The sequence below is a fragment of the Microbispora sp. NPDC004025 genome (genome assembly GCF_053604425.1).
Genome location: NZ_JBSGHN010000011.1, coordinates 184,326 through 210,851 on the forward strand (window position 1 = coordinate 184,326; position 26,526 = coordinate 210,851).

Below are 26,526 nucleotides of genomic sequence, written 5' to 3' on the forward strand. Positions count from 1 at the left end.
GCCGCCGGACCCAGCGGTGTATGTCAGGGGGGATCTCAGGGTGATCCCGGACGACACGGTGATCGATCTGGCTAGAGTTACGAAGCATCGATCGCGAAGTAGAGAACTCCGACGGCTCCGGCTTCCGGGCCGGCCGGCAACCCGATCACACTCGGCGGGTGGGACAGGTACGGAAGCCTGGATCCCGCAGTATGTGATCACCACAACGCGCTATCAGGAGTGAGTGTGGCCAGGCCAGAACGCGAATTCAGCCACTTCGCCAACACCCGGCACAGAAACTGGACGATCATCGGAGTCGCCGATGCGCCGGACCACGCGGAGGTGCGGTCGGTCGAGATCTTCCAGGGCCCGGACGGCAACGAACCGCGATTGGTGCTCTCCCCCGAAGAGGTGCCCCAGTTCGTCGCGGGCCTCATCGCCACGGTCATGCCCGGCGACCTGACAGCGGAAGCGGAAGACGACTGAGCGATGTCATCGGAATCGCGGTTCAGGTGACCGCCGCACTGGCACCGTGCGCCGAACTCGTCCTGTGAGCGCGTCGCCGCCAGAGTGAGCGGCCTTGAGGCCGACCAGTCAGCAATCGGACGGGCGCGAAGTCGAAGGCGCGCGGAATTTCCTCGAGATCGATCAAGCCATGGCGATCGCCCATCTCCCGCCGCCGGGTTTCCGCGTATTGAAAGTTTCACCGACAGCGTCATACGGACGACGGTGATTATGTGGCTGTGAGCGCCACATCGCACCGCGTCATGCGGCCTGGACCAGCCTGTTGACCGCCGGGTGAGGTCGCACCCGATTTAAGGGCTGCGCGGAACTCGCTATTCACCTGCTTGCACCGGAGTAGGGGGCGGCCGGTGCTGCGAATGGGCCTGTCCGGCCCGCCGCCATTGTGTGATTCTCCCCTCGAGAAGAGACATCCCGCGGCGTCTCGGGCGCCTCACCCGCGCCTGCGGATCGCCACCGGCAGTAGGGAGAGATGGCTACGTGAAACCCCATCGTGGAATGCGTACTCTCGCATTAGGCGCGGCGGCGGCCCTGGCGCTCGGCGCGTCCCCCGCTCAGGCGGCGACCGCGGACAACCCGTTACCGGTCCTCTGGTGCGACATCACCATCACCAACCCGACCCAGTTGTACACGAGCTACGTTTACGCCTACGTCGAAGTCAAGTGCAACCGGAACGTCACGGCCATCGGCGGATACCTCTCCCTGTACCGAGACGGCACCTTTCTGGGCTACGAAGAGATCCGTCTGAACAACACGGCTTACGCCTACAAGCTCAACATGGTGAGCTGTGTGCCCGGCAACTACCACGTCATGGGCTACGGATGGGCCAACCTCAACGGCGGACCGCACGCCTTCGACAAGCGCGTCGCCACCACGCCGATCCCCATCACCTGCACCTGAGCTCCATCTCAGCCGGACACCGACCGGCCTCCGCGAGCCGGGGACGAACCTGTCCACCGGTGCCTTCCCGCCCGTGAGCGATGCGCTCCCGGGCGGGTGGCATCTCACCGATTCCGGCCCGGCGACCGACCAGACGAAGTCGCCGTGTCTCTGGTGGTTACCCGCGCTGTGCGCCGTTCCCATCGTCGTCCGCCGGTGCGATCACGCCGTGCGTGAGGCCGTCGGCCATCAGCTCGGCCAGGTCCTCTCCGAGCGCCGCCACCTCGCGCAGGGCCGTGCGGAACTCGGCCAGGCGCCGGAACGCCTCGCCGTACCGGCGTTGCTCCTCCATCGGCAGCAGCGGCACCTCGGCACGCCGTACGTCCACCCGGTAGCGCGACGACATGGCGCTGTAATGACGCACATTGATGGACGCGCAGAGGAAACCGGCGAGGAAGTCCGGGTCGAGCACCTCGGGATCGGGCCGTAACAGCGACAGGTACGGGCCGAGCAGCGCGTCGCCCTTCGCCAGCACCCGCGCGACCGGGATGGTCACGACCTGGGGCACCACGACGTCACCGGGCCGCGTGACGATCCACCTCGCCCCGGCGTGCTCCGAAGACCCCGTCGCGGACCGGCCTTCGAGCACGTCCTCGACGGTGAGCACCGGCGCCTCCCGCGGGGGTTCCTCCCCCGGCCGGGCCGGCGTCTGCTGTTCCAGGACGAGCATGCCGCGCCGCACCAGCTCGGGCAGCGGGACCGGGGCGAACTCCTCCGACGGCGGCCGGCCCGCCACGGGCATCAGCCCGGCGACGGTCCCGAGCAGCCCGGCGAGCCGCGAGCGGGCTCCGGCGATCCGCTCCGGCGACAGGTCGTCGGCCGCCGTGGACAGATAGCGGGCGGGGGTGAGGTCCACGTCCTCGTCGAGCAGGTCGACGAGCGGCACCGACCTGCTGACCCCCGGCTCGTCCAGCTCGCGCCCCGCGCCGAACTCGCGCCACGCCTCGACGGCCACCCGGGCGTATTCGTCCGGCCTGCCGGAGGTGTCGACCATCAGCACGCGGCTCGGCGCGCCCCCCTCGGACGGCTGGCAGAGGATCCACAGCGTCAACCCGACCGCCACGTTGGGCACGGTGCCCTGCGGGAGCGTGATGATCGCGCGCAACGCGCCGCGCCGCAGCAACTGGGACCTGATCCGCCGGCCCGACCTGCGGCTGGCCACGGCCGGGGGCATGAGGAGCACGGCCACGCCTCCGGGCGCCAGGTGCGCGAGCACGTGCTGCACCCAGGCCAGCTCGGGCTCCACGCGCGGCGGCAGGCCGTACTCCCACCGGGGATCTGCCGTCAGCTCCTCGTATCCCCAGTTGCGGTCGTTGAACGGCGGGTTGCACACCACCGCGTCGACGAACTCGCCGGGGAAGGCGTCCGCGCGCAGCGAGTCTCCCGCCCTGACCCGCGCGTTGTCGCAGCGCAGCGCGAGCCGTACGGAGGTGAGCCGGGCGGCCACGGGATCGACGTCCTGGCCGAGCAGCCGGGCCCTGGGCGAGCGCTCAAGCGCGCGGCCGAGGATGCGGCCCGAACCGCAGGCCGGGTCGAGCAGTGAGCCGAACCCGTCGCCCACGAGGTCGAGCGAGAGCGAGACGATCTCGACGGGGGTGGAGTAGACGCGCCGGGTGTGCACCTCGAAGTACCGCTCGCGCAGGAACTCGAAGGTGTCACGGGCGCCGCGCTCGGCGGCCAGCCGGGCGATCGAGCGGACCAGCGGCACCCGGGTCACCGGAACGGTCTCGGGAAACGCCTCCGCGCCGGCGGTCTTCGCGCACGTCGCGCGCACCCGGGCCGGGAGTTCCCGCGCGACCGTCACGTCGTCGGCGGCCGAGAGCCCGTCCCAGTCCTCCGCCTCGTGCTGCACGTACACGAGGAAGGCCCCGAGGTCGGCGATCAGGTCGGCGAGGTCGTCGTCGTCGACGGTCGCGCGCAGGTCCTGCCAGAGCCACTCGTGCGCGGGAAGCTCCCTGTCCTCGGCGTGGCCGCGCAGCCACTCCCGGATCTCCGCCAGGGAGAACACCGGGCTGGTGGACGTGCCTCCCACGGGCTCGGGGAAGTCGTCGTGCCGGCGCCGCCAGTTGCTGACCGCCGCGCGTCCCACGCCGGCCAGGCGGGCGATGTCCGCCGCGGTGACCGGTACGTCTCGCCGCACGCCGCTCCGCCTTCCCAGTCGTCCGATCAGACCGGACCATATCCGATGCACCAGACACGGGCAACGTCCCGGCAAGGGCTGGTTGATTCCGTCAACACATGCTCTAATGGACGCCAGGAGTCGTTATGGAAGGGAGCCAGGATCGTGAGCACCCCCACCACGCGCCTCAGGTCGCTGCGCCGCGGGCGCGCGATCCATCTCCTGGACATCGAGAACCTGGCGGGGACCGCCTGCCCGGCGACTCGCGACGTACATCGGGTCATGAACGCCTACCAGCGGACGGTGCCGGTCGGGCCGCTGGACCAGTTCATCGTGGCGGTCAACCACAACGCGCTCGTCTCCGTGGGGATCGCGCTGCGCGGGGTGCAGTTGCTGGCCCGCTCGGGACGCGACGGCGCCGATCAGGCCCTGGACGAGGCGGCCCGTACGGCGCGGCTGGACCTGCGGTTCGAGCGGGCGGTGATCGGGTCGGGCGACGGATACTTCGCCGACCTGGCCCTCTGGCTGGCGGGTCGCGGCCTGCACGTCACCGTCGTCGCCCAGCGTGCTTGCCTGAGCTGGCGGCTCTACACCGCGGTCCCCGACACCGTCACCTTCGAGCTGCCCGTCGCCCAGGCCGCCTGATCACAGCCCGAGCGAAGCGTGCGACGGTCGGATCTCACCGGTCCCCACGGCTGGTCAGTCCTGCTTCTGGAGCTGGAGCGTCCCGCCCGGCCAGCGCTGCGCGTCGAGGTCGCACCCGGCAAATCAAGGCCTACCGCAAGCAGGCTCGTGACGGGACCCTGCCGCCGGTCCTGCTGTGGTGAATTAGCAGCCGGACCGCCTGGACGCGTCTCGCCGCCGTGTTCGGCGCCAGGACGCATCCGTGGCTCTGACCCGCACGCCCGGCGTCGCGGCCGGCTCAGACCTCCGCGATGGCCAGGGAACGGCCGGGCAGTTCCAGAGCCTCTCCGGTGAGACGGGCGGACTTGTCGGACGCGAGCAGGATCCGTGACGCGGCCAGCCGTACGGGGACCGTGTCGTCGGCGAAGTTGGCGGCGACCCGCAGCGAGCCGCGCTCGATCACCACGACGCGCCGGTCCTCGTCCACCTCGACCCGCACCCTCTCCAGACGGGGATCGGTGAGGTCGGGATGGGACCGGCGCAGGGCGATCAGGTCGCGGTACCAGCCCAGCAGCGAGGCGTGCTCGTCCTTCGACAGCTCCTCCCAGTCGAGCTTGGAGCGCAGGAACGTGTCCTCGTCGCCCGGCTCGGGGGCCTTCCAGTCGTAGCCGAAGCCCTCGAACTCCTTCCTGCGCCGTTCGCCCTCGCCCTCCGCCAGGTGCGGCTCGAAGTGGTCGGTGAAGAAGTAGAACGGCGTCGTCGCCCCCCATTCCTCTCCCATGAACAGCATGGGCGTGAACGGCGAGGTCAGCAGCAGCCCGGAGGCGAGGCGGAGCTGCTCGGGCCGCATGCGGTCGCCCTCGGGCCGGTTGCCGATCTGGTCGTGGTTCTGGGCGCAGCAGACGAACCGGTGGCCGGGGATCCCGGTCGCCGGCCTGCCGTGGGAGCGCCCCCGGAACGACGAATAGGTGCCGTCGTGGAAGTATCCCCTGGTCAGCACCTTCGCCAGGGACGACAACGTGGCGAAGTCGCCGTAGTAGGCGTTGGTCTCCCCGGTGACGTTCGCGTGGATGGCGTGGTGGACGTCGTCGTTCCAGCTCGCGTGCATGCCGAGGCCGCCGGCCTCACGCGGGGTGACCATGCGCGGGTCGTTGAGGTCCGACTCGGCGATGAGCGTGAGCGGCCTGCCGACGGCGGTGGACAGCGCGTCGACCTCGGCCGACAGCTCCTCCAGGAAGTGGACCGCCCGCTTGTCGTGCAGGGCGTGCACGGCGTCGAGGCGCAGCCCGTCGACGTGATAGTCGCGCAACCACTGCAGGGCGTTCTCGATGAAGTAGCGCCGCACCTCGTCCGACCCGGCCCCGTCGAGGTTGACCGCGTCGCCCCAGTAGGACCCCTTCGCGTCGTGGAAGTACGGCCCGTACTTGGCCAGGTAGTTGCCCGAAGGACCGAGGTGGTTGTAGACGACGTCGAGGATGACGCCGACACCGGCCCGGTGGCAGGCGTCCACCAGGCTCTTCAGCCCGTCCGGCCCGCCGTACTCCTCGAAGACCGCGTAGAGCTCGACACCGTCGTAGCCCCAGTTGCGCTTGCCCGGCACGGGCGGCACCGGCATGATCTCGACGAAGTCGACGCCCAGGTCCACCAGGTGCTCCAGCCGGTCGGCCACTCCCCGGAAGGTGCCCTCGGGCGAGAACGTGCCGACGTGCAGCTCGTAGATCACCGCGCCGCGCAGGTCGCGGCCGAGCCAGTCCTGGTCCCTCCAGGTGAACCTGTCGTGGTGGTAGACCCGGCTCGGGCCGTTCACCCCGTACGGCTGCCGCCGCGTCCTCGGGTCGGGGAACGGCCCCTCGCCGTCCACGTGGAAGGCGTAGTCGAGGTCGTGCTCGTCGCCGGGGGCGGTCCACCAGCCGCCCTCGCCCCGTGTCATCGCGTGCCGGGAACCGCCGTGCTCGACCTCGATCCGCTCCGCCGCCGGCGCCCAGACCTCGAACATGCCTCATCTCCCCCTATCGAACGAAGCCGTCAGCCCTCGAGAATCGCGACCGGGTACGCGGACAGCAGATCGGCCATCCGCACCTGCCCGGTGTGCTCCGCGCCGGTGAGCAGGTCGCGCCAGCGCCCCGGCGGCAGCGTGATCGTCTCGCTCCCCCAGCCGCCCCTGCGCTCCAGCCCGACCGGCAGCCGGGTCGCGACCACGACCGCGGCCGTCCCCTGCCCGGGGACTCCCCGGGTGAACGCCACCGCGTGCTCCCCCGCCTCGACCGGCGCGTACGGCGCCTCGGGGTCGAGCCGCTGCCGCAGGCCGAGTGCGGCGGCGGTGACGCGGATCTTCTGCCCGTCCCAGCTGTCGTCGGGCTCGGCCAGCAGCCGGCGGCGCCGCTCGAAGTCGACCGGCCGCCGGTTGTCCGGGTCGACCAGGGAGAAGTCGGTGATCTCGTTGCCCTGGTAGACGTCCGGGATGCCCGGCATGAGGAGCTGCACGGCCTTCTGCCCCAGCGAGTTGACCCGGGCGTACCGGTCCACGACCTCGGTGAACGCGGCGACCGAGTAGCCGCAGGCGTCCATGGCCCGCCGGGCGAAGTCCCTGATCCCGTCCTCGTACGCCGGGTCGGGGTTGAGCCAGGAGATCGCCGTCTTGGCCTCGCGCGCGGCCTTGAGCAGGTAGTCGGTGAAGCGGTCGAGGGAGATCGGCCAGGCCGCCATCAGCGACTGCCAGGCGAGGTAGTCGAGCTTGGGGTCGAACGACACGGCCGCGGCCCAGGAGTCGACGGCCATCGCCCACTCCTCGGGCATCTCCGACAGCACCGCCAGGCGGGCGCGCACGTCCTCCGACCGCTTGGTGTCGTGGGTGGACAGCGTGGTCATCGTCCGCGGCGGCAGGCCCGCGCAGAACTCGTGGAACTCGGCCGCCGACACGCCGAACCTGTCGGGCTCGCCGCCCACCTCGTTGAGGCAGGCCAGCGGATACCACCGGTAGAGCGCGGTGTCCTCGACGCCCTTGGCCATGACCGGCCCGCAGGTCTGCTGGAATCGGGTGACCGCCTCGGGCGGGCCGTACAGGACGAGGTTGGCCGCCTTGGCCACCGCGTCGGGGTCGGTCCGGGTGGCCGCCGGCGCGGCCGCCTCCTGGATGATCGCCTCGGAGGCGGCGGACGGCTGCTCGCCCGGGTTCACGTACGCCCGGTAGACGGGCATCGCGGCCAGCAGCTCCACGACGGCCTCGCGCAGCGCCGGATCGCCGAGGTCGTCGGTCAGCCGGTCGACCTCTCCCGCGAAGAACAGGTCGAGGACGTGCTTCTTGGCGTCGTGACGCACGGTCTCGTAGTCGTCGCGCACGCCGGTGTGGCGGCCGAACGTCTCGATGAGCGCGTCGCGGCCGGCCGGGTCGACGAACAGCCGGGTGATCATGTTGAGCGCGTCGTAGCCGGTGGTGCCGTCGCACGGCCAGTCGGCGGGCAGTCGCTCGCCGTCGATGAGGATCTTCTCCACCCACAGCGGGCCGGGCACGTGCGGACGCAGCCGCCGCAGGTAGCCACGGGGGTCGGCCAGGCCGTCCGGGTGGTCGACGCGCAGGCCGTGGATCAGCCCCTCCTCGATGAGGCGGAAGGTGACGGCGTGAGTGGCCTCGAAGACCTCGGGGTCCTCCACGCGCAGGCCCATCAGCGACGACACGTCGAAGAACCGCCGGTAGCCGGGGCTCTCCCGCCAGTGGGCCAGCCGGTAGTGCTGGGCCTCCAGCAGTTCCGGCAGCGGCAGGTGCTCGGTGCCGGGCCTGATCGGGAACGCGTGGTCGTGGTAGCGCAGCACCCGGCCGTCCACGCCGTCGTCCACACGCAGCGCCTCGTCGGCGTCGTCGCCGAGCAGCGGCAGGGTGACCGGCCACTGGAAGTCGAACCACCGGGAGGCCGGCGACCCCGGCCCGTCCCGCAGCGCCGCCCACAGCTGGGCGTTGTCCGACTCCGGCACCGGCACCGTCATGTGGTTGGGCACGATGTCGGACACCAGCGGCATGCCCTCGGCCGCCAGCGCCCGCAGGCCCTCCTCCCCGCCGAACTCCTCGCGTACGCGGCCGTGGTCGGTCACGTCGTACCCGTGCTGGGAGTCCGGACAGGCCTGGAGGATCGGCGACAGGTAGAGATGGCCCACTCCCAGCTCACGGAGGTAGCCGACGAGGCTCGCGGCCTGGGCGAATCCGAAGTCAGGCGTCAGCTGCACCCGATAGGTAGAAGTCACCGAACCGCCTTTCACAGCGCGTTCCCGGAGGTCGTTTACATAGTGCCCGTCACGGGCGCACCCCTGCCACCGCCGAGGCCGGCAGGCGCGCCGGACTGGAACCCCTCTTGCCCGGTGCGACGCGCACTAACACCGAAGGGCACTCTATTGCGGCATCGCCGCTGGTCAGGACCGTAGCCGGGCCGCGCGCGGCGACATCCCCGCGCGGGCCCGGCTCGGATGGTCAGACGCGGCGCAGCACTCGCACCGACCGGCCGCTCACGGGCACGGCCTCCCCGGCCCGGCACACGCGCGACTCGCTCAGCACCGGCATCGCCGTGTCCAGTTCGGTCGCCCACAGCTCGCCGTAGTCGTCGGGGATCGTGAACTTGATCACCTCATGGTGGGCGTTGAACAACAGCAGGAACGAGTCGTCGCTGATCCGCCGGCCGCGCCGGTCGGGCTCGGTGATGGCGTCGCCGTTCAGGAACACCGCCAGCGCCTTGGCGTAGCCGTTGGTCCAGTCGGCGTCGGTCATCTCCGTGCCGGACGGCGTGAGCCAGGCGATGTCGCTCAGCTGGTCGTGCGAACCGCGTACGGGCCGGCCGTAGAAGAAGCGGCGGCGGCGGAAGACCGGGTGGTCGCGGCGCAGCCGGGCCAGGCGCCGGGTGAAGTCGAGCAGCTGGCGCTTCTCCCTGGTGCCCGCGTCGTCCCCGGTGGTGGAGTTACGGGCGCCGGCCTCCAGGATCGTGCCCCAGTCGACCCAGCTGATCTCGTTGTCCTGGCAGTAGGAGTTGTTGTTGCCCTGCTGGGTGCGGCCGATCTCGTCGCCGTGCGACAGCATCGGCACGCCCTGCGACAGGAACAGCGTGGCCAGGAAGTTGCGCTTCTGCCGCTCGCGCAGCTGCGCGACCGGGCCGGTCGCCGGGCCCTCGACCCCGCAGTTCCACGAGCGGTTGTCGTCCGCGCCGTCCCGGTTGTCCTCGCCGTTGGCCTCGTTGTGCTTGCCGTTGTACGACACGAGGTCCTGCAGCGTGAACCCGTCGTGGCAGGTGACGAAGTTGATCGAGGCGGCCGGACGGCGGCTGTCGTCCTGGTAGAGGTCGCTCGACCCGGTGAGGCGGCTGGCGAACTCCGGCAGCGCCGCCGGCTCACCCCGCCACAGGTCCCGGATCGTGTCGCGGTAGCGGCCGTTCCACTCGGTCCAGCGGGCCGGGAAGTTGCCGACCTGGTAGCCGCCGGGGCCGACGTCCCACGGCTCGGCGATGAGCTTGACCTGCGACAGCACCGGGTCCTGCTGGACGAGGTCGAAGAACGCGCTCAGCCGGTCGACCTCGTGCAGCTCGCGGGCGAGGGAGGCCGCGAGGTCGAAGCGGAAGCCGTCCACGTGCATGTCGCGCACCCAGTAGCGCAGCGAGTCCATGATCAGCTGGAGCGCGTGCGGGCTGCGCATGAGCAGGCTGTTGCCGGTGCCGGTGGTGTCCATGTAGTACCGCCGGTCGTCCTCGACCAGCCGGTAGTAGTTCGCGTTGTCGATGCCGCGCATGGACAGGGTCGGGCCGAGGTGGTTGCCCTCCGCCGTGTGGTTGTAGACGACGTCGAGGATCACCTCGATGCCCGCCTCGTGCAGGGCCTTGACCATCGCCTTGAACTCCAGCACCTGACCACCGCGCTGCCCCGAGCTGGAGTACGCGTTGTGCGGCGCGAAGAAGCCGATCGTGTTGTAGCCCCAGTAGTTGGACAGCCCCCGCTTCTCCAGCATGTGGTCGGTCACGAACTGGTGGACCGGCATGAGCTCGATCGCCGTGACGCCGAGCGAGGTCAGGTGGTCGATGATCTCCGGGTGGCCCAGGGCGGCGTACGTGCCCCGGATCCGCTCGGGGATCTTCGGGTGGCTTATCGTCAGGCCCCGCACGTGGGCCTCGTAGATCACGGTGTCGTGGTACGGCGTGGCCGGCGGCCGGTCGTGCCCCCAGCCGAAGAACGGGTTGACCACGACCGACCTCGGCACGTACGGCGCCGAGTCGCTGTCGTCCCGGCTGTCCGGCTCGCCGAAGCGGTAGCCGTACACCGCCTGATCCCACTGCACCGAGCCGTCCACCGCCTTGGCGTACGGGTCCAGCAGCAGCTTGTTGGGGTTGCAGCGCAGGCCGTCCCCGGGCGAGTACGGCCCGTGGACGCGGTAGCCGTACCGCTGGCCCGGCCCCACGCCGGGCAGGTAGCAGTGCCAGACGAAGCCGTCCACCTCGCTCAGCGGCACGCGTTCCTCGCTGCCGTCGTCGTCGAACAGGCACAGCTCGACCCGCTCGGCCACCTCGGAGAAGAGCGCGAAGTTGGTGCCCGCGCCGTCGTACGTCGCTCCGAGCGGATAGGAATCCCCCGGCCAGATCTCCCTCACTGGACCTCCTCGCCCGCCGGCGCGGCGGTCATGCCGGGACGGGCCCGGAGCCCACCGGCTCTATGGTCGCGCTCGCTCGCGGTCCGTTCCCTTCCCGGAACCCCGCGCGCGAGATCGTGATGCTGAGTGTCGTTCACAAGACATCGTGCCTGCCCAGAAAAGGCTCCGACAGTCCCGCCACGTTAACTGCGTGTATGGCAACGGGTTGAACCGGCCATCAGTGCGCAAAGCGCCGGTGACCTGGCCCGACGCGGGAGCGCGGAGGGCGGCCGGTCCGCCGCGCGGCCGCCCCTCGCCCGCCGGGGACCGCGGCGGCCTCAGCGTGCCGACCCTCAGCGTGCCGGACCCTCAGCGGGACCGGGTGCCCCGGCGAGGCCGCGTACGGCGTCGATCACCCGGGCGACGCGGTCCCCGGTCGCGGTCGGCCCGTGGGCCGAGGCGATCGCGATGATCTCCATGGCCGCGAGCCGGTCGACGTACCGGCCGAAGATCCCCGGGTCGAGCCAGCGGTGCCAGGGGCTGAGCCCGGCGCCGAATCCGCGCACGGCCTCCAGGTAGTCCTCCAGAGGGAGATCTCCGGCGTCCGCCGTCGCCACCGGCGCCTCGGCGCCGAAGCAGTCGGCCGCCCAGTAGACGCCGCTGCGGTCGTCGTACAGGCCGCGGGTCGCCGGCGCGTCGTAGAGCGGTGGCCGCACCGCGGTCAGCCGCCGGTCGCCCGCGTCGAACGACTCATCGTCGGCGATCCGGCGCGTGCGGCCCGGCGGCGGCGCGAAACCGCCTGCCGAGCCGGAACGCGCGGGGGCACCGGTGACCAGCGTCGCCGCCGGGCACATCTCCAGGGCGACCTCCAGGTTGCCCGCGTGGTCGGGGTCGTCGTGGCTCAGGAAGATCCACCGCACGTCGCGCGGCTCCACTACCGAGAAGACGTCCTCGGTCCAGCGCTCGCGATGCCCGGCCGCGCCGGTGTCCACGATCACCGGCTCGCGTCCGGTGATGACCATCGAGTTGGTGTGGGCGTATCCCGCCGCGACCGGTTCGATCACCGGGACGAGCACCACGTCGGGCGCGATCCGCCAGGGACCTGTCAGCTGTGTTTCCATGCTCACAGGCTCTGCGGACGGTCTTGTTCCGAACTTGGCGCGGGCTTGCCCGTCTCAGCGCGCCTCGTGGCGGTCCCGGGCCGCGACGACCTCGGGCATGCGCTCCTCCGTCCAGGCGATGAGGGGGAGCAGGCGTTCGGCGGCCTCGCGGCCGAGCGGCGTGAGGCTGTACTCGACCCGGGGCGGGATCGTGTGCTCGGCCTCCCGCAGCACCATGCCGTCGCGTTCGAGTGCCTGGAGGGTCTGCGACAGCATCTTCTCGCTCACCCCGTCCACCCGGCGGCGCAGGGCGTTGAAGCGATAGGGCCCTTCGTACAGGGCCGCCAGCGCCAGAATCGCCCACCGGCCGGTGATGGTCTCCAGCACCGTGCGCGAGGTGCATCTGCGCGAGAAGACGTCGGCGACGAGGTCCTCGAACTCCTCCATGCCCCCCAGCTTACACTTTCGAAGTACTCTCTGATAGAAAGCACTAACCAATAGAAAGTACTGAAGAGGAGAAACCATGATTGTCGTGACCGGGGCGACCGGGCATCTGGGCCGTCTGGTGATCGAGGAGCTCGCCGCGCGCGTCCCCGCCGCGCGGATCGTGGCGGCGGTGCGCAGCCCGGAGAAGGCGGCCGACCTGGCCGGGCGCGGCGTCCAGGTGCGTGAGGCCGACTACGACCGCCCCGCCACGCTGGGGCCGGCCTTCGAGGGCGCCGCCAAGGTCCTGCTCATCTCCGGCAGCGAGCCCGGCCGGCGACTCGCCCAGCACCAGGCCGTGGTGGACGCGGCGAAGGCGGCCGGGGTGGAGTCGGTCGCCTACACGAGCATCCTGCACGCCGACACCACCCCGCTGGGCCTCGCGCCCGAGCACCGGGCGACCGAGGAGTACATCCGCGCGAGCGGGCTGTCCTTCACCTTCCTGCGCAACGGCTGGTATCACGAGAACTACGTCGCGACGGCCCGGCAGGGCGCGCAGCACGGCGTCATCGCGGGCAGCGCCCGCGACGGCCGCGTCGCCTCGGCGGCGCGGGCCGACTTCGCCGCCGCGGCGGCGGCCGTCCTGACCGGAGAGGGACACCGGGACGCCGTGTACGAGCTGTCGGGCGACGTCGCCTGGAGCCTGCCCGAGCTGGCCGGCCTGGTCGCCGAGCTGTCCGGCACCCCGGTCGAGTATCGGGACCTGCCCGTCGCCGAGTACGCCAAGGTGCTGGAGGCCGCCGGCCTGCCCGGGCCGGTCGCGGCGATGTTCGCCCAGACCGACGCCGACATCGCCGACGGCTGGCTCGGCGACACCCCCGGCGACCTGTCCCGCCTCATCGGCCGTCCCACCACGCCGCTGCGCGACACCCTCGCCGAAGCCCTCAAGAACGGGTGATCACACGCGGGCGAGCAGGTCCAGGATCGGCTTCTCGTACAGGGTGACCCCGGAGCGGCGGACGAGGGCGAGCGCGTCGCGCAGGTGACCCCGCGCGGTGTCGAGGTCGTCGCGCACGAGCGCCAGGCGGGCCAGGCAAAGGTCGGTCACCGACCAGCCGAGCAGACGGCCCCGATGCGGCAGGAGCAGGTCGTGCAGCACCGGCGCCGCGCCCGTGTCGCGCAGCTCCAGGCACGCCTCGCTCAGCAGGTCGGGAATGAACCGGTAGGCGAGGTCGCCCCGCATGCCGGCGAAACCGTCGGCGGCCAGAGCGGCGAAGACCTCCAGGGCCTCGTCCCTCCTGCCGAGGTCGAGCAGAACGGCGCAGCGCAGCACCCGCCATCCTGGCTCGCCGGGCCGCGCCGGCGCCTCCTCCACCAGTGCCAGCGCCGCCGCCGCGTCACCGCGCGCACGCGCGGCCAGGCAGCGGAAGACGGCGGCGCGGCTCTCGGCGTGGTCGCGGCCCAGCGCGCCCTCCGGATGGAGCCGGGCCGACTCCTCCGCCTCCGCCTGGGCACGGGCGGTGTCACCGCGGAGATGGGCGTGGATGGCCGACAGCCAGGCGGCGAGACTGAGCAGGGCGGGCTGGCGGATCCTGCGGGCGGTGTCCGACAGCCACGTCAGCAGCCGGGCCGCCCGCTCCAGCTCGCCCTGTTTGACCAGCTCGACGTGCTCGGCCTCCCGGGCCAGCCACTCCGCCACCAGGTCGCCGGTCCGGCGGGCGACCTCGGTCATCTCGTCGATGGCCGCCTGCCGCTCGGCCTGGCCGGCGACCCCCCGCGAGAGGATCTCGTACGCGCTCAGCGCCCGCAGCAGCGGTCCGTCGTCGCCCCGCCCGAGAGCCTCCCGTACGGCCTCGGCCGCCAGCGCGACGCTGTCCTCGACCGGCCGGGTGAACGACCCCGTGATGGCGAAGGCCGCCAGGAGCTGGGACCGCCACGGCGAGCCCTCTCCCTGGCTCCGCAGCGCCCGCTCGATGCGCCCGGTCAGCGGCCCGCCTGCGGCCCATTCCTCGTACATCGCCCATGACAGCGGATCGGAGAACCCGAGCGCGGCGCGGGCCAGCCGGTCGTCGTCCCCGAGAGCGTCGGCGATCTCGGCCGCCTCCTCCAGCGTGACGTGGACCTGCGTGCTCATCCCGGCGGCCGACTGCGCCTCGGCGAGACCGAGCAGCAGGTCGCACCGCAGCTCCCGGTCGGGCACCGGAAGCTGGCCGGTGAGGGCGACGGCATGCCGCAGGTGCTCGGCCGCGTCCTCGTAGGCGAACTGGGTCATGGCGTGGGCGGCCGCCTGCCGGGCGTACTCGATCGCCTTGGCCGCCATGCCGGAGATGACCAGGCCCTCGCGGTAGTGGTGCGCCAGCTCGGCCAGGTGCGTGCCGCGCCGTTCCAGCACGGCCGCGATGCCGGCGTGCAGACGGCGCCTGCGCAGCGGGGCGAGGCCGTCGCGCAGCACGTCGCGGACGATGTCGTGGGCGAACCGGTAGACGAGGTCGTGCTCGGTGAGCAGGCGCGCCCGGACTGCCGCGTCGAGCACGTCGAGCACCTCGTCGCGCGGCACGTCCATAACGTCCCGCACCACGTCGAGCAGGACGTCCAGCGGGGCGTCGCGACCCAGCAGCGCCGCCGCCGACAGGACGCCGGACGCGCCGGGCGGCATCGCCGCCATCCTGCCGCGCAGCACGTCGGCGACCGCGCCCGGCGCCTCGCCGCCGTCGAGATGGACGAGCTCGCCGAGGAAGAAGGGGTTTCCGCCGGTCCGCCTGGCCACCTCGGCCGCCCGCGTGGCGTCCGCGCCCGCCCGCCGCAGATACTCGGCGATGGCGTCCTCGCCCAGGCCGTCCAGCGTGATCCGCTCGACGTGCGGGAGCCGTACGAGGGTGGCGAGCGTCCGGGCCAGCGGCCCGCCGACCTCCGTGTCGCGGTAGGTCGCGATCACGGTCAGGTCCGGGCACGCCCGCGTCGTGGCGAGGAACTCCAGCAGCCGCAGGGACGAGGCGTCGGCCCACTGGAGGTCGTCGAGGACGACGAGCACTTTGCCGTTCACCCTGCCGTGCGCGGCGTGCTCCGCGACGAGCCGGGCGAACGCGTCGTACAGCGCGAACTCCCCGGTCGCGCCGAGCATCTCGGCCAGTTCGCCGTGCCGCCCGGTGAGGTGGCGCACAGCCTGGGCCCAGGGCCAGAACGGCGGCGCGCCCGTGCCGTCCCAGCAGCGGCCGAACACCGCCACCGGCGCGTGCGCCGCGGCGTCCTCCGCCAGGCTGGTCTTGCCGATGCCCGGCTCCCCCGCGACGAGCACGACGCGCGTGCCGTCCCCGGCGACGGCGCGGCGCAGCACGGCCGATTCGGCCGCCCGGCCGATGAGGGCTCCCTCCCGCTGTCCGGAATCCGGGTCCGCCTCGGTGACCGGCGCGGCGGGGCTCACGACGGCCGCCGGGGCGGGGGCATGAGGAGTAGCGGACGGGGGCGTCAGCGCGGGGTCCTGCGCCAGGATCCGGCTCTCCAGTTCGCGGGAGCCCGGATCGGGGTCCAGGCCCAGCTCGCCGACGAGCAGGCGGCGCCCCTCGGCGAGCAGGGCGAGCGCGTCGGCCTGACGGCCGGCCTGGTAGAGAGCGTGCGCGCCGAGCCGGCGCAGCCGCTCACGCAGCGGGTACGCCGCCACCAGCCTCGTCAGCTCGGGCACCAGCGCCCGGCCGAGCCCGAGCGCGAGCTCGGCCTGGGCCACGTCCTCGACGACCGAAAGCCTGAGCTCGGCCAGATGGGCGATCTCGTCGCGCGCCCAGGGCTCCTCCTCGAACCCCGCCAGCGGCTCGCCCCGCCACTCCGCCAGAGCCAGGCGGAGCCGCCCGGCGGCTCCCGCGTGGTCGCCCGCCTCCAGCAGCCGGCGTCCGGCGGCGACGGCGGCCTGGGCGCGGCCGAGGTCGAAACTCTCCGGCGTCAGCTCGACGGCGTACCCGCCCGGCCTGCTCACCAGCACCGACGGCCTCGCCCTGCGCACCCGGCCGGGTTCGAGCACGCGCCGCAGCTTCGACACGTACGCCTGCACGGTGTTGACCGCCCCCGGCGGCGGCTCCTGCTCCCAGAGCGCGTCCACGATCCTGGCCGTGCTCACCGGGCGCGGCGCCGCCAGCACGCACAGGGCCAGCACCGCCCGCTGCTGGGACGGCCCGATGTCGAGCGGCGTCCCCCCGTCGTCGAGCACGACGACCGGGCCGAGCACGCGGAACTCCACCGTGATCTCCTCCGATTGCGGTCCCCCGAAATGTATCCCGCCCAAGTCGGCCCTTTTGGACAATTCGCCGGACAATCGGCAACAAAGGGTCAGTGGCGGGCCCCTCGGGCCCGGGTACGCCGCAGCAGACGGCGGCGTGGACCGGGGGCCCGGCCGTCGGTGCGCAGCCACACGTTGACGCCGGTCCCCCCGAGTGCCGAGTCCTCGATGCGCACCCCGCCGCCCGTCGACTCGGCCAGGCGCCGGGCGATGTCGAGGCCGAGCCCCGTGGAGCCCGCCCCGCTGTTGCCCCGGCGCAGCGCCCTCTCCGGATCGGGGATGCCCGGGCCCGCGTCCGCGACGAGGATGCCCACCATGCCGCTCCCCCGGTGCAGGGTGACGCGGAAGGCCGTGCCCTGCGGCGTGTGACGGAAGACGTTGCCGAGCAGCGCGTCGACCACCGCGCCCAGATCGGCCGCGGCGACCGGCACCGGGCTGGGCTCGTCCGCGCCGACGAGCTGCCACGGCCGCGCCTGGTCCTCGGCCAGCGCCGACCAGAAGGCGAGCCGCTCCCGCAGCACGAGCGCCGCGTCACAGCCGGCCGGGGCGGCCCGGGACGGCCGCCGGGCCGCTTCGATGATCTCGTCCACGGCCTGTTCGAGCCGCTCGACGGCGAGCCTGCGCTGCTCGGCCTCGGGGCCGGGGCCGCCGATGTTCAGCCGCAGCGCGGTCAGCGGGGTGCGCAGCCGGTGCGACAGGTCGGCGGCGAGCTCGCGCTCGGCCGCGAGCAGCCCCGCCACCTGGTCGGCCATGGTGTTGAACGCCCGCCCGGCGGCCACCAGCTCCGGCGGGCCGTCCGGGACGATGCGCACGGTCAGGTCGCCCGCCCCGAGGGCGGCCGCCGCCTGCCCGAGCCGCCGCGCCGACCGGACCACCCGGGCCCCGAGCCGGTCGGCCACCACCACCGACCCCACCACGAGGGTGACCGCGACGCCGGTCAGCACGGCCCAGGACGTGGACACGCCCTTGCTCGCGTCCGCCTCGGGCGCGTACACCTCGATGACGGCCCCCCGCCCGCCGCCCAGCGCGACCGGCCTGAGCAGCACGTATCCCTTGCCGACCGGCACGGTCCTGGCTCTTTCCGCCGCGCTCGCGACGTCGGCGGGCGCGACCCGGGAGCGGCCCACCGTGCGCCCGTCCGGGAGGTGGACGGCCAGGCGCGAGGTCCCCGCCGGGGTGCTGGCCAGCGCGCGCTCCAGCGCCGCCGCGTCGTCGGTCACGACGAGGGCGGGCACGATCGTGGCGGCCTGACGCTCGGCGTCCGCGAGCGCGCGGCTCTCCGCGATCTCCTTGACCGCCACGGCCAGCGGGATGAGGAAGGCCAGCGCGACCATCGCCGTCACGGCCACCGCCACCAGGGCCAGGCTCCGTCTCACCGCGGCTCCCGCTCCGGACCTCGTACCGTCATCGCGGTTCCCGCCGGGGGCTCAGCCCTCTACGGGAGGGCTGAGGCGGACGCCGACGCCCCGCACGGTGTGCAGATATCGGGGGCGGGAGGCGCTCTCGCCGAGTTTGCGCCGCAGCCAGGACAGGTGGACGTCGATCGTCTGGTCGTCCCCGTACGACTGCCGCCACACCTCGGCCAGCAGTTCCCTCCGCGAGATCACCCGGTCGGGCCGCGCGGCGAGGTAGGCCAGCAGGTCGAACTCCCGGCGGGTCAGGTCGAGCGGCACGCCGTCCAAGCGGGCCTCCCTGCGATCGGCGTCGACGACCAGGCCGCCGACCCTCGCGACCGACGACGGCGTCCCGGGCCTGGCCCGGCGCAGCACGGCCTCGAGGCGGGCGTTGAGGTGGTCGCCGGAGAACGGCTTGACCAGGTAGTCGTCCGCGCCGCCGCGCAGCAGGCGGACGATCTCCGCCTCGTCGTCCCGCGCGGTGGCCACGATGACCGGTACGTCGGAGATCGCCCGGAGCATCTTCAGCGCCTCCGCACCGTCGAGGTCGGGCAGCCCGAGGTCGAGGACCACCACGTCGGGGGCGGCGTGGGCGATCTCCCGCAGGGCGTCGAGCGCGCGGCCCGCGCTGCGGACCGCGTGGCTGCGCCCGGTCAGGTCGCGGATGATCGCGGACCGGACGAACTCGTCGTCCTCAACCACCAGAACGGTCGCCATGGGGCAGAAACGTACACGTCCACTCCGCACGGCGTCCCGGGAAGAGCGATCCGAAACATACGGATTCGCCGTGATTTAAGGCAGACAAAAACCCGTAGAGGATGACCGAAAGGGATCGAGCGGCATTTACTACGTCACGAGATAGAGTGAGCGCCCCATGAGAAGGGCCACGGGTTACTTGATCGCCTGGTGCGGGGCGACCGCGCTCGCCGTCGGCGTGTCCTGGCTCGGCGTGCGTGACGTGCTGCGCAGCGCGATCCTGGACGACGCGCCCCTGGCCCCGGTGGTGGCCGTCGCCGCGCCGCTCTCCGCCTCGCCGGGCGCCCCTGCCCCCTCCCCGCAGGACACCCCTGACGGCGGTCCCTCGGGCGAGCCGTCGGGACGGCCGTCCTCCTCCGCCCCCTCCGCGTCCGGCCGCCCGTCCCCGTCCCGCGCCCCGGCCCGCGCCACGGACACCGCCACGCCGACGCGGACCTCGCCGGCGCCGCGGCCGGCCCGCTCGGCCCAGCCGGCCGGGCCGGCCGCGTCGGCGGAGCCCTCGCCCACCGCCCGGCCACGCGGGACCTCCGGCGGAGAGAGCCTGCACACGTTCACCCTGAAGGGCGGCCGGGCGACGATCGCGGTGACCTCCAGGGACTGCCGCGTGGTGACGGCGACTCCGAACGACGGCTACGAGGTCAAGGTCTGGGAGACCGACCAGTGGCTGCGGATCGCCTTCCTCCGCGGCATCCACGAGTCGTCGGCGTTCTGCACCTGGAACGCCCTGCCGCCCCGGCTCGACACGTACGAGAACTGACAAAGGCCGCAGGCCCACGGCGATGCTCAGTCGAGCAGCGCGCGGTACTTCTTCAGCTCCTTGACCTCGGCGCCCAGGGCGGTCGTCGTGGCGACCGCCAGCGCCTTGGCCCCCTCGAAGACGCCCTCGGCCTGCTCGGCCCGGGCCAGCTTGATCGCGCCGTTGTCGTGCTCGATCATCAGCGTCACGTACTTCCGGTCGAACTGCGGGCCGTTGAGCTTGGCGAGCGCCTCGATCTCGGCCCGCGTCTGCGTGCCCGGCATCGCGTGGTCGCGCGGCAGCGGCTCGGCGCCCCACATGTCCAGCCAGTCCCTGAACGTACGCATGTCGGTGTCGCGGGCCGTGGCGACCCTGGCCGCGAACTCTCTGACCCACGGGTCGCCCGCCCGGGTCTCCGCGAGCCTGGCCATCTCCAGGGCCTGGAGGTGGTGCGGGATCATCTGCCGGGCGAACGTCACATCGGCGGCGTTCCTGCCATCGGACGCCTCCGCCGGGCCGGTCTCGTCCGCGCCGGTCTCGTCCGCGCCTGCGGTGGCCGCGTCGGGAGTGGTGGCGGGCGAGGCGGCGGCCGGGACCGCGGGAGACGGCGACGCGCCCTGGTTCGCACGGTCCGGCGTGCCGCACCCGGCGAGCAGGACCGCGGCGAGCACGCCCGTTAACGCACCCGTCACACGAGCCGTCACGACGGGGAGCCGGCGGATAGTGGTCGTCACTGGAGGCCTTTCCGGTTCTGGCTCGGGGACGGCCGCGACCACCCCCGAGGGGCCGGGCGCGGTCGGTCCGTCCGTGATCCCTTGCCGCAGGACCCTACCGCCGGGAGGTGGTTGCGGCCGCCCCGCATGGCATTTCGGCATATTTACGGTGATTATCGGACAAGCTGGGCAATACGTGTCAAAATTCCCATTCACTTCCCTGGAGCACTGCCGTGCTCTAGCCTCCAACTGTGCCAAACGGGAGCGAAACTCTACGAAAGGTTTCACACCGAGGAAACCTCTGTTGACACGAGCGAAACAGTGATACTTTCGCTTGGGAGCGCTCCCAAGCCGTGTGAACCTTCGGGCCGAGGAGACCGGATGGCCGATCTTCCCACCCTCGCAGAGGTAGCCGCCGCAGCCGGCGTCTCCCCGGCAACAGCTTCCCGGGTCTTGACCGGCTCGGTACGCGTGACCACGTCGACCCGCCGACAAGTTCACGACGCGATGTCGCGTCTGGGCTATGTACGGCGCCGCGCCCCCAGGGGATCCGCGGGCAGGCGGGCCGAGCAGATCATCGCCGCCGTCGTCTGCGAGCACAGTCCACGCCTTTTCACCGAGCCGTTCTATGCCAGGCTCCTGTCCGCCTGCGAGGAGGTGCTGACGACGCACGGGGTCCCCATGGTCGTGATGACCGCGACCCCGGCGACCGCCTCCATCGCCGCGCCACCGCTGGTCGCGGGCTCCGTCGACGGAGTCCTTCTGATCGGCGCACGCGCGCGGCACCCCCTCGCGGTAACACTGGCGGCCTCGGGCGTCCCGGTGCGCTGTGCCGGGCGGCCGCCAGACGGCATCGACCTCCCGTTCGTCGACATGGACAACCGTGACGGCGGACGGCAGGCGGCCGAGCACCTGCTGCTCAACAACCGCAAGCACATCGCCACGATCGCCGGGCCGCCGACCCTGCCGGCCGCCCGCGACCGGCTGGAGGGCTTCCGGCAGACGCTCCGCGACGCCGGCGTGCTCGACATGCCGGTGGCGTACGGCGACTTCACCCACGCGTCCGGTGCGCACGCGATGCAGTGGCTGCTGCAACGGGCGCCGCACATCGACGCCGTCTTCGCGGCGTCGGACGTGATGGCGGCCGGGGCGATGCAGACGCTGCGCCGCGCCGGGCGGAAGGTGCCCGACGACGTGGCCGTCATCGGATACGACGACGCGCCCGTGGCCAGGCACACCTCGCCGGCGCTGACCACCGTTCGGCAGCCCGTCGAGGAAATGGCCACGCTCGCCGCACGACTGCTTCTCATGACACTCGGGGACGGGGACAATCCCAAGGGCAATCCGGTGCTGCCCACGGAACTGGTGGTTCGTGAATCGGCCTGAGCTTCGAGAAGGTGACGTCCTGACCCGTCGCTATCTGCTCCAGGAGCGGATAGCGACGGGCGGGATGTCGGTCATCTGGCGTGCCTTCGACCAGTCACTCCAGCGCATGGTCGCCATCAAGGTGCTGGACGGCACGCTCGACGACGACAGTCCCGGGCGGGAACTGATGCGCCGGGAGGCCAGGGCCACCGCCCGGCTGATCCACCCGGACGCGATCGAGGTCTACGACTACGGCGAGACGGTCACGAACGGCGGCAGGCTCGCGTCCTTCGTGGTCATGCGCCTGCTGGAGGGCCGGTCGCTGGCCGACCGGATCATGGAGGGCCCGCTGCCCTGGGCCGAGGCGACGGAGATCGCCGCCGGGCTGGCGAAGGTGCTGGCGGCGGCGCACGACCGGGGCATCGTCCACCGCGACGTGACCCCGGAGAACGTGCTGCTCGCCGACGACGGGCCCAAGCTCCTCGACTTCGGGATCGCCGCGTTCATCGGCGAGGCCGACGACCAGCTCGTCGCCGACTTCGGCACGCCGCCGTACGTCGCGCCGGAGCGGCTGAAGGGCACGACGGCCGACCCGGCCGTGGACGTCTACGCGCTCGGCGTGCTGCTGTTCGAGATGCTCACGGGAGCACTGCCGTACCCCGAGAAGACCTGGGAGGCGATCGAGGCGGCACGGCGGGAGGGTCCGCCGCCGGTTCCCGAAGGGGTGCCGGGCCTGCCGCAGGAGGTCGCCGACCTGTGCCGGCGCTGCCTGTGCCCCGACCCCGTGGACCGGCCGAGCGCGCGGGCGGTCGCCGCCGCCCTTGGCGCGGTGAAGAAGCCGCCGGGCCCGCGCGGGGCCGGCTGGGGCGCCACCGCCGTCGGAGCCGCCGCCCTGGGCGGCATCCTCTGGTTCACCCAGACGGGCGGCCCCGAGGTCGGAGCCGTGACCGTCCTGCCCAGCCCGTCGGGGGCGTACGCGCAGGCCACCGCCTCGCCGCCGCCGCAGGTCGAAGCCGTCGCCGGCCCCGTCGAGCGGCCGCGGCACACGGTCGCGCCCGTCGCGGACCCCGTACGCACGGCCGGGCCTGCCCGGCACCGCCCCTCCCCCACGAGCACCGTCAAGGTCGTCAAGAAGGACCGGGACGCGGGAGACACGGTCAGGCGGCCGAAGACCTCGGCCACCGGCAAGTCCGACGTCGCACCCCTGCCTCTGGCCACCTCGGCCGCGCCCATGCGGGTCGACACCGCGGTCCGGCAGTTCGCCCTGCTGGTGGACGGAGCCGAAGCCACTCACGACATCGACGACGACGTCGCCCTCGACCTCAAACAGGTGCTGCGCAACGCCGTCGACAACGGTCAGGGGCTGGCCGTCGTACGCGAGAAGATCGAGGTCCGGTATCGCGAGGGACGGCTGCCGGCGGTGCTGAAGGGGGAACTGCTGGCCGCGCTCGACCGGGTCGAAGCCGCTTCGGCCCAGGCCAGCGACACCTGAAATGGGAGCGCTCCCAGAACAACCGTCTGTTGAGTTTGGTCAGGACCGTAAGTCGGGCCGCGTCCGATAAGCGTCCGCCTCGCGACCGAAACAATCGTCCAGTGCCGTGCGCGTCGGCGGACGACGTCCAGCCCTCCGGCATCTAGTGCCGCTTGATCGTCGCGAACCAGGCCGGTGCCCCGTCGTCGTGGTACCGCGTCTGGATCCGGTCCGGCTCGACGGCGATGACCCTCCAACCGCCGACGAGGTCGAACACCGCTCTCAGTTCTTCCCGGCCGACGGGGTGCGGACCCGTATCGGAGCCGCCGTCGCCGAAACACAGCACGTACAGAGTGCCGCCGTGCTCGGTCACCGACGCGAGACTCGCCACGTAGGCGGACCGCTCCGCCCCGTCGAAGGTGTGGAACAGCCCGCAGTCCAGCACCGTGTCGAAGCTGCGCCCGAGTCGCTCCAGCCGCAGAGCGTCGGCCGCGGCGAATTCGACCGCGACGCCCCGATCGGCGGCCTTCGCCCGGGCGATCGCCAGTGCCGTCTCCGCCACGTCGACGCCCAGGACCGGCAATCCCAGCGAGGCGACGTGGAGAGCGTTCTCCCCGGTCCCGCAGCCCGCGTCGAGAACCGCTCCGGTGAATCCGCCTTCGGCGGCGAGACGCACCACCGCCGGCTGCGGCCGGCCGATGTCCCACGGCGCGGGACCCTCGTGGTACGACGCGTCCCAGGGCAGGCCCGTCATCCGTTCATGACTGGTCGGACGCCGGACGGTGAGCGGATCGTCGGCGTCGTCCGCGAGACGTCCCGATCGGTCCTGCATCGCTCTCCCCTTCCCGCGGCCGGCTCTCCACGTCATCGTGGCACGCTTGGGAGTATTTCGACCGGGTCAACCCCTTGCATGGGAAAGGCAAAACCGGATAGCTCGTTGCCCATGAGCGGATTCAAGAAGTTCCTCATGCGGGGCAACCTGGTGGAGCTCGCCGTCGCCGTCGTCGTGGGCGCGACGTTCAGCGGGCTCATCCAGGCCCTCGTACAGGACCTGATCACCCCCCTGATCGCGGCCATCACCGGCGGCAAACAGCCCGACTTCTCCAGCTACAAGTTCACCGTCAACGGCGCGGTGTTCAAGTACGGCGACTTCATCAACCACCTGCTGACGTTCCTGATCGTCGCGGCCGTCGTCTACTGGCTGGTCGTCCTGCCCATGAGCCGTTTCCTGAGCCTCTTCGACCGGGACAAGGAAGCCACGGAGAAGAAGTGTCCCGAGTGCCTGTCGGACATCCCCGTCGACGCCCGGCGCTGCGCGTTCTGCACGGTCGAACTGTCCGCCGTCGCAGCCGCCGAGAAGCCCCCTGCCTGACTTCTCCCCTGTCCCCCGTCAGGGCCTGAAGCGCGTCAGCGTCCGCTCGCCGGTCTCCGCGGGCTCGCGGGAAGCGGGACGGCCGGAGTGCCGCAGCACGTCCACGATGACGAGAGACGTCCGGTGCGGATCCCTGGTGATCCGCACCTCGCGGGCCAGCCAGCACGCGGCGGCGATCACGTCGCGGGCCCGTTCGAGGTCCCCCGGACTGGTCCCCGCCCTGCACCACACCCACAGGCGCTCGCCGAACGGCTCCGGCCTCGTACGGAGGATGACCGGCAGCTTGCCCCGCCGGCTGACGATCAGCGCCTCGGCACAGGCCGTCCGTACGCGGTGGGGCGTCACCACGCACCAGAATCGGCCCGCCACCTCCCGCCGGGCCTGCGGCCAGACCAGGACGAGCAGGCAGACCAGAGAGCCGGCGACGATCGTGACGGCCGGGCCCGCCGTGCGTACCGCGAGGACGACGACCGCAGGCCCTCCCACCAGCAGCACCGTCTCGTAACGCCATCTCCACAGCACCACCAGCGGCCCGGGCCGCGCCACGGGGGAGGTCTCCCGTTCGATGAACCGCAGGACCAGATGCGTGTTCCGCCTGACCGAATGCCTCATGCCCGTCCGCCCGACGGGTGCTCGGGCTTGCGGGAGAGCGGGGATTCGAGCGCGTTCACCCGTCCGGTCCCCCGGCAGCGACGGCACGGCAGGCCGGTCGGGCACCGCCCCTTCGCCGAGCAGACCCGGCAGGGGGTGAGAGCGTCGAACCTCGGGTCGCGGTACGTGTGGGTGTGCCAGGTGCGCCGGATCTCCCAGCGCTGCACCCACGCGAACGCGTCGATCTCGGCGAACGCCTCCTCGCCCACCCTCCAAAGGAGGGCGACGATGCGCATCCGTAACCCCGTGAGGGAAGGAGCGCGCATGTTCTTGTTGTTAGAGTGCACGGGATCATCCCTTTGCTGAGCAGGCAGGTCGGATGGTCGTCTGCGCTGGGTCGATGTGCCACCATCGGCCCAGCGGCGCATTTCAGGGGAGGGGCCGAAAGACGAGCCCCAGTCGCATCGCCTCCCTTCGGGAACCGGCTGGTCCAGCCGCCACGTTGAGGCTTATGTCTAGCTTTACCCCGCAGTTGCCGTTGGCAACCTTCATTTGGCAATTGCCAATCGAGTTTTCATGCGGCAAGTGCCAGGAGATGCTACGCTGCCCCTTTCGAGGCCCACCACAGAACGCGTACGCAGAAGGTGACCGCTATGGCCGGGACCAACCTGACGCTCCGGCGGCGCCAGTTGGCGACTCGTCTTCGAGAGCTGCGGCGCGCGACCGGCATGACCGTCGACCAGGTGGCCCAGGAACTTCTCTGCAGCCCCGCGAAGATCAGCCGTATGGAGACCGGTCAGCGCGGCGTGAGCCAGCGGGATGTTCGCGATCTGTGCCGCATCTATGGCGTTTTGGACGACAAGCTCGTCACTCAGCTGATGACGCTCGCCCGGGAATCCCGGCAGCCGGGCCTGAAGCAGGAGTGGGGGGACCTCGGCAACGACGCCATCTACGTCTACATGGACCTCGAAGCGGCGGCGGTGTCCATCACCGAACTCCAGACCGCTTACATTCCCGGTCTGTTCCAGACCGAGGAGTATGCCAGGGCGCTCATCCGGGGACTACTTCCACGCATCGACCAAGAGCTTCTGGACAGGCGAGTCGAAGCGCGGATGAAGCGGCAACAGCTTCTCACCCAGAAGGAGCCGCCCCGCTACTGGACCTTCATCGACGAGGCCGCCCTGCTCCGGCAGGTCGGCGACGCCGCGATCATGACGGACCAGTTGGAGCAGATACTCAGGCTCGCGCAGGCACCTCATGTGACCGTGCAGGTCATTCCGTTCGAAGTGGGCGCTTACATGTCCGCGGACGGCCCGTTCGTCATGTTCAGGATGAAGGACCCGGCGGTATCCGAAGTCGTTTACGTCGAGATGCTCAATCGGGTGGAGTACCTGGAGAAACCAGCGGAGCTGGAGATATATCGAGAGGCCGTCGAGATCATCCGCGCGGCGGCACTCTCCCCGAACGAGTCCATCCGGCGGATCGCGAAAGCCAAATCAGACTTTAGTGCTGCGCTGCCCCGCAGTGACCACCTGTCTCCGGGAGAACAATAGCGCAGAGACA

General features: G+C 71.8%; 22 protein-coding genes. 9 read left to right on the plus strand and 13 right to left on the minus strand.

Annotation, left to right across the window (positions count from 1 at the left end):
• The first annotated feature begins 225 nt into the window (after positions 1-225).
• Positions 226-465: a hypothetical protein gene (locus tag ACWEQG_RS25860; RefSeq protein ID WP_363466505.1), complete on the plus strand. Its 240-nt coding sequence runs from the start codon at positions 226-228 to the stop codon at positions 463-465.
• A gap of 534 nt (positions 466-999) precedes the next feature.
• Positions 1,000-1,401: a hypothetical protein gene (locus ACWEQG_RS25865; RefSeq protein ID WP_452288457.1), complete on the plus strand. Its 402-nt coding sequence runs from the start codon at positions 1,000-1,002 to the stop codon at positions 1,399-1,401.
• Positions 1,402-1,558: 157 nt separating this feature from the next.
• Here the strand turns inward: ACWEQG_RS25865 and ACWEQG_RS25870 are convergent, their stop codons facing one another.
• Positions 1,559-3,580 carry an N-6 DNA methylase gene (locus ACWEQG_RS25870; RefSeq protein ID WP_452288459.1) on the minus strand — a complete coding sequence of 674 codons (2,022 nt, stop codon included), beginning with the start codon at positions 3,578-3,580 and terminating at the stop codon, positions 1,559-1,561.
• A 144-nt stretch (positions 3,581-3,724) separates the two neighbouring features.
• Between ACWEQG_RS25870 and ACWEQG_RS25875 the strand changes: the two genes are divergently transcribed.
• Positions 3,725-4,204 (plus strand): hypothetical protein, encoded by a 480-nt coding sequence (locus tag ACWEQG_RS25875; RefSeq protein ID WP_452288460.1) that lies wholly within the window; start codon positions 3,725-3,727, stop codon positions 4,202-4,204.
• A gap of 277 nt (positions 4,205-4,481) precedes the next feature.
• On the opposite strand, the gene treZ is transcribed toward ACWEQG_RS25875, so the two are convergent.
• From treZ to ACWEQG_RS25900, 5 genes are all read right to left on the minus strand, one after another.
• Complete coding sequence (gene treZ / locus ACWEQG_RS25880; protein ID WP_452288462.1) at positions 4,482-6,179, minus strand: malto-oligosyltrehalose trehalohydrolase; 1,698 nt, start codon at positions 6,177-6,179, stop codon at positions 4,482-4,484.
• A gap of 29 nt (positions 6,180-6,208) precedes the next feature.
• Positions 6,209-8,419 carry a malto-oligosyltrehalose synthase gene (gene treY, locus ACWEQG_RS25885; RefSeq protein ID WP_452288464.1) on the minus strand — a complete coding sequence of 737 codons (2,211 nt, stop codon included), beginning with the start codon at positions 8,417-8,419 and terminating at the stop codon, positions 6,209-6,211.
• Between the two features lie 223 nt (positions 8,420-8,642).
• Positions 8,643-10,796 (minus strand): glycogen debranching protein GlgX, encoded by a 2,154-nt coding sequence (gene glgX / locus ACWEQG_RS25890; protein ID WP_363466522.1) that lies wholly within the window; start codon positions 10,794-10,796, stop codon positions 8,643-8,645.
• 332 nt (positions 10,797-11,128) lie between these two features.
• Positions 11,129-11,896, minus strand: coding sequence for an MBL fold metallo-hydrolase (locus ACWEQG_RS25895; protein ID WP_452288466.1), 768 nt, complete (start codon positions 11,894-11,896; stop codon positions 11,129-11,131).
• 54 nt (positions 11,897-11,950) lie between these two features.
• Positions 11,951-12,322, minus strand: a complete 372-nt coding sequence (locus tag ACWEQG_RS25900; RefSeq protein WP_452288468.1) for a winged helix-turn-helix transcriptional regulator — start codon at positions 12,320-12,322, stop codon at positions 11,951-11,953.
• A gap of 76 nt (positions 12,323-12,398) precedes the next feature.
• Between ACWEQG_RS25900 and ACWEQG_RS25905 the strand changes: the two genes are divergently transcribed.
• Entirely contained in the window at positions 12,399-13,256 is an 858-nt protein-coding gene (locus tag ACWEQG_RS25905; protein WP_452288469.1) for an SDR family oxidoreductase, read from the plus strand.
• On the opposite strand, the gene ACWEQG_RS25910 is transcribed toward ACWEQG_RS25905, so the two are convergent.
• From ACWEQG_RS25910 to ACWEQG_RS25920, 3 genes are all read right to left on the minus strand, one after another.
• Positions 13,257-16,526, minus strand: a complete 3,270-nt coding sequence (locus ACWEQG_RS25910) for a BTAD domain-containing putative transcriptional regulator (protein ID WP_452288471.1) — start codon at positions 16,524-16,526, stop codon at positions 13,257-13,259.
• An 89-nt stretch (positions 16,527-16,615) separates the two neighbouring features.
• Positions 16,616-17,941 carry a sensor histidine kinase gene (locus ACWEQG_RS25915; protein WP_452288473.1) on the minus strand — a complete coding sequence of 442 codons (1,326 nt, stop codon included), beginning with the start codon at positions 17,939-17,941 and terminating at the stop codon, positions 16,616-16,618.
• A 51-nt stretch (positions 17,942-17,992) separates the two neighbouring features.
• Positions 17,993-18,676: a response regulator transcription factor gene (locus ACWEQG_RS25920; protein ID WP_452288475.1), complete on the minus strand. Its 684-nt coding sequence runs from the start codon at positions 18,674-18,676 to the stop codon at positions 17,993-17,995.
• Positions 18,677-18,833: 157 nt separating this feature from the next.
• Between ACWEQG_RS25920 and ACWEQG_RS25925 the strand changes: the two genes are divergently transcribed.
• The gene (locus tag ACWEQG_RS25925; protein ID WP_452288477.1) at positions 18,834-19,472 is read left to right on the plus strand and encodes a hypothetical protein; all 639 of its coding nucleotides are present in this window, start codon (positions 18,834-18,836) and stop codon (positions 19,470-19,472) included.
• A 26-nt stretch (positions 19,473-19,498) separates the two neighbouring features.
• On the opposite strand, the gene ACWEQG_RS25930 is transcribed toward ACWEQG_RS25925, so the two are convergent.
• A complete protein-coding gene (locus ACWEQG_RS25930) occupies positions 19,499-20,155 on the minus strand; it encodes a DUF305 domain-containing protein (RefSeq protein ID WP_452288479.1) in 657 nt (218 codons plus the stop codon).
• 390 nt (positions 20,156-20,545) lie between these two features.
• Here ACWEQG_RS25930 and ACWEQG_RS25935 point away from each other — a divergent pair, with 390 nt between their 5' ends.
• A complete protein-coding gene (locus ACWEQG_RS25935; protein WP_169982092.1) occupies positions 20,546-21,550 on the plus strand; it encodes a LacI family DNA-binding transcriptional regulator in 1,005 nt (334 codons plus the stop codon).
• A complete protein-coding gene (locus ACWEQG_RS25940) occupies positions 21,537-23,021 on the plus strand; it encodes a protein kinase domain-containing protein (protein WP_452288480.1) in 1,485 nt (494 codons plus the stop codon). Before ACWEQG_RS25935 ends, ACWEQG_RS25940 begins: the two co-directional genes overlap by 14 nt.
• Positions 23,022-23,163: 142 nt before the next feature.
• Here the strand turns inward: ACWEQG_RS25940 and ACWEQG_RS25945 are convergent, their stop codons facing one another.
• On the minus strand, positions 23,164-23,832 hold the full coding sequence (locus ACWEQG_RS25945; RefSeq protein WP_452288482.1) for a class I SAM-dependent methyltransferase: 669 nt from the start codon (positions 23,830-23,832) through the stop codon (positions 23,164-23,166).
• A gap of 111 nt (positions 23,833-23,943) precedes the next feature.
• Between ACWEQG_RS25945 and mscL the strand changes: the two genes are divergently transcribed.
• Entirely contained in the window at positions 23,944-24,372 is a 429-nt protein-coding gene (gene mscL / locus ACWEQG_RS25950) for a large conductance mechanosensitive channel protein MscL (protein WP_363469917.1), read from the plus strand.
• 18 nt (positions 24,373-24,390) lie between these two features.
• On the opposite strand, the gene ACWEQG_RS25955 is transcribed toward mscL, so the two are convergent.
• Positions 24,391-24,984, minus strand: coding sequence for a hypothetical protein (locus tag ACWEQG_RS25955; RefSeq protein WP_452288483.1), 594 nt, complete (start codon positions 24,982-24,984; stop codon positions 24,391-24,393).
• Positions 24,981-25,289, minus strand: coding sequence for a hypothetical protein (locus tag ACWEQG_RS25960; protein WP_363469923.1), 309 nt, complete (start codon positions 25,287-25,289; stop codon positions 24,981-24,983). Before ACWEQG_RS25960 ends, ACWEQG_RS25955 begins: the two co-directional genes overlap by 4 nt.
• 327 nt (positions 25,290-25,616) lie before the next feature.
• Between ACWEQG_RS25960 and ACWEQG_RS25965 the strand changes: the two genes are divergently transcribed.
• The gene (locus ACWEQG_RS25965) at positions 25,617-26,516 is read left to right on the plus strand and encodes a helix-turn-helix domain-containing protein (protein ID WP_452288485.1); all 900 of its coding nucleotides are present in this window, start codon (positions 25,617-25,619) and stop codon (positions 26,514-26,516) included.
• Positions 26,517-26,526: the final 10 nt, after the last annotated feature.

Bases quoted from the DNA above. Each gene is read 5' to 3' on its own strand.
- treZ (WP_452288462.1), bottom strand. From the start codon at position 6,179: ATGTTCGAGGTCTGGGCGCCGGCGGCGGAGCGGATCGAGGTCGAGCAC.
- ACWEQG_RS25925 (WP_452288477.1), top strand. From the start codon at position 18,834: ATGAGAAGGGCCACGGGTTACTTGATCGCCTGGTGCGGGGCGACCGCG.
- ACWEQG_RS25955 (WP_452288483.1), bottom strand. From the start codon at position 24,984: ATGAGGCATTCGGTCAGGCGGAACACGCATCTGGTCCTGCGGTTCATC.
- ACWEQG_RS25935 (WP_169982092.1), top strand. From the start codon at position 20,546: ATGGCCGATCTTCCCACCCTCGCAGAGGTAGCCGCCGCAGCCGGCGTC.
- ACWEQG_RS25945 (WP_452288482.1), bottom strand. From the start codon at position 23,832: ATGCAGGACCGATCGGGACGTCTCGCGGACGACGCCGACGATCCGCTC.
- ACWEQG_RS25920 (WP_452288475.1), bottom strand. From the start codon at position 18,676: ATGGCGACCGTTCTGGTGGTTGAGGACGACGAGTTCGTCCGGTCCGCG.
- ACWEQG_RS25895 (WP_452288466.1), bottom strand. From the start codon at position 11,896: ATGGAAACACAGCTGACAGGTCCCTGGCGGATCGCGCCCGACGTGGTG.
- ACWEQG_RS25865 (WP_452288457.1), top strand. From the start codon at position 1,000: ATGCGTACTCTCGCATTAGGCGCGGCGGCGGCCCTGGCGCTCGGCGCG.
- mscL (WP_363469917.1), top strand. From the start codon at position 23,944: ATGAGCGGATTCAAGAAGTTCCTCATGCGGGGCAACCTGGTGGAGCTC.
- ACWEQG_RS25905 (WP_452288469.1), top strand. From the start codon at position 12,399: ATGATTGTCGTGACCGGGGCGACCGGGCATCTGGGCCGTCTGGTGATC.
- ACWEQG_RS25900 (WP_452288468.1), bottom strand. From the start codon at position 12,322: ATGGAGGAGTTCGAGGACCTCGTCGCCGACGTCTTCTCGCGCAGATGC.
- ACWEQG_RS25965 (WP_452288485.1), top strand. From the start codon at position 25,617: ATGGCCGGGACCAACCTGACGCTCCGGCGGCGCCAGTTGGCGACTCGT.
- ACWEQG_RS25960 (WP_363469923.1), bottom strand. From the start codon at position 25,289: ATGCGCGCTCCTTCCCTCACGGGGTTACGGATGCGCATCGTCGCCCTC.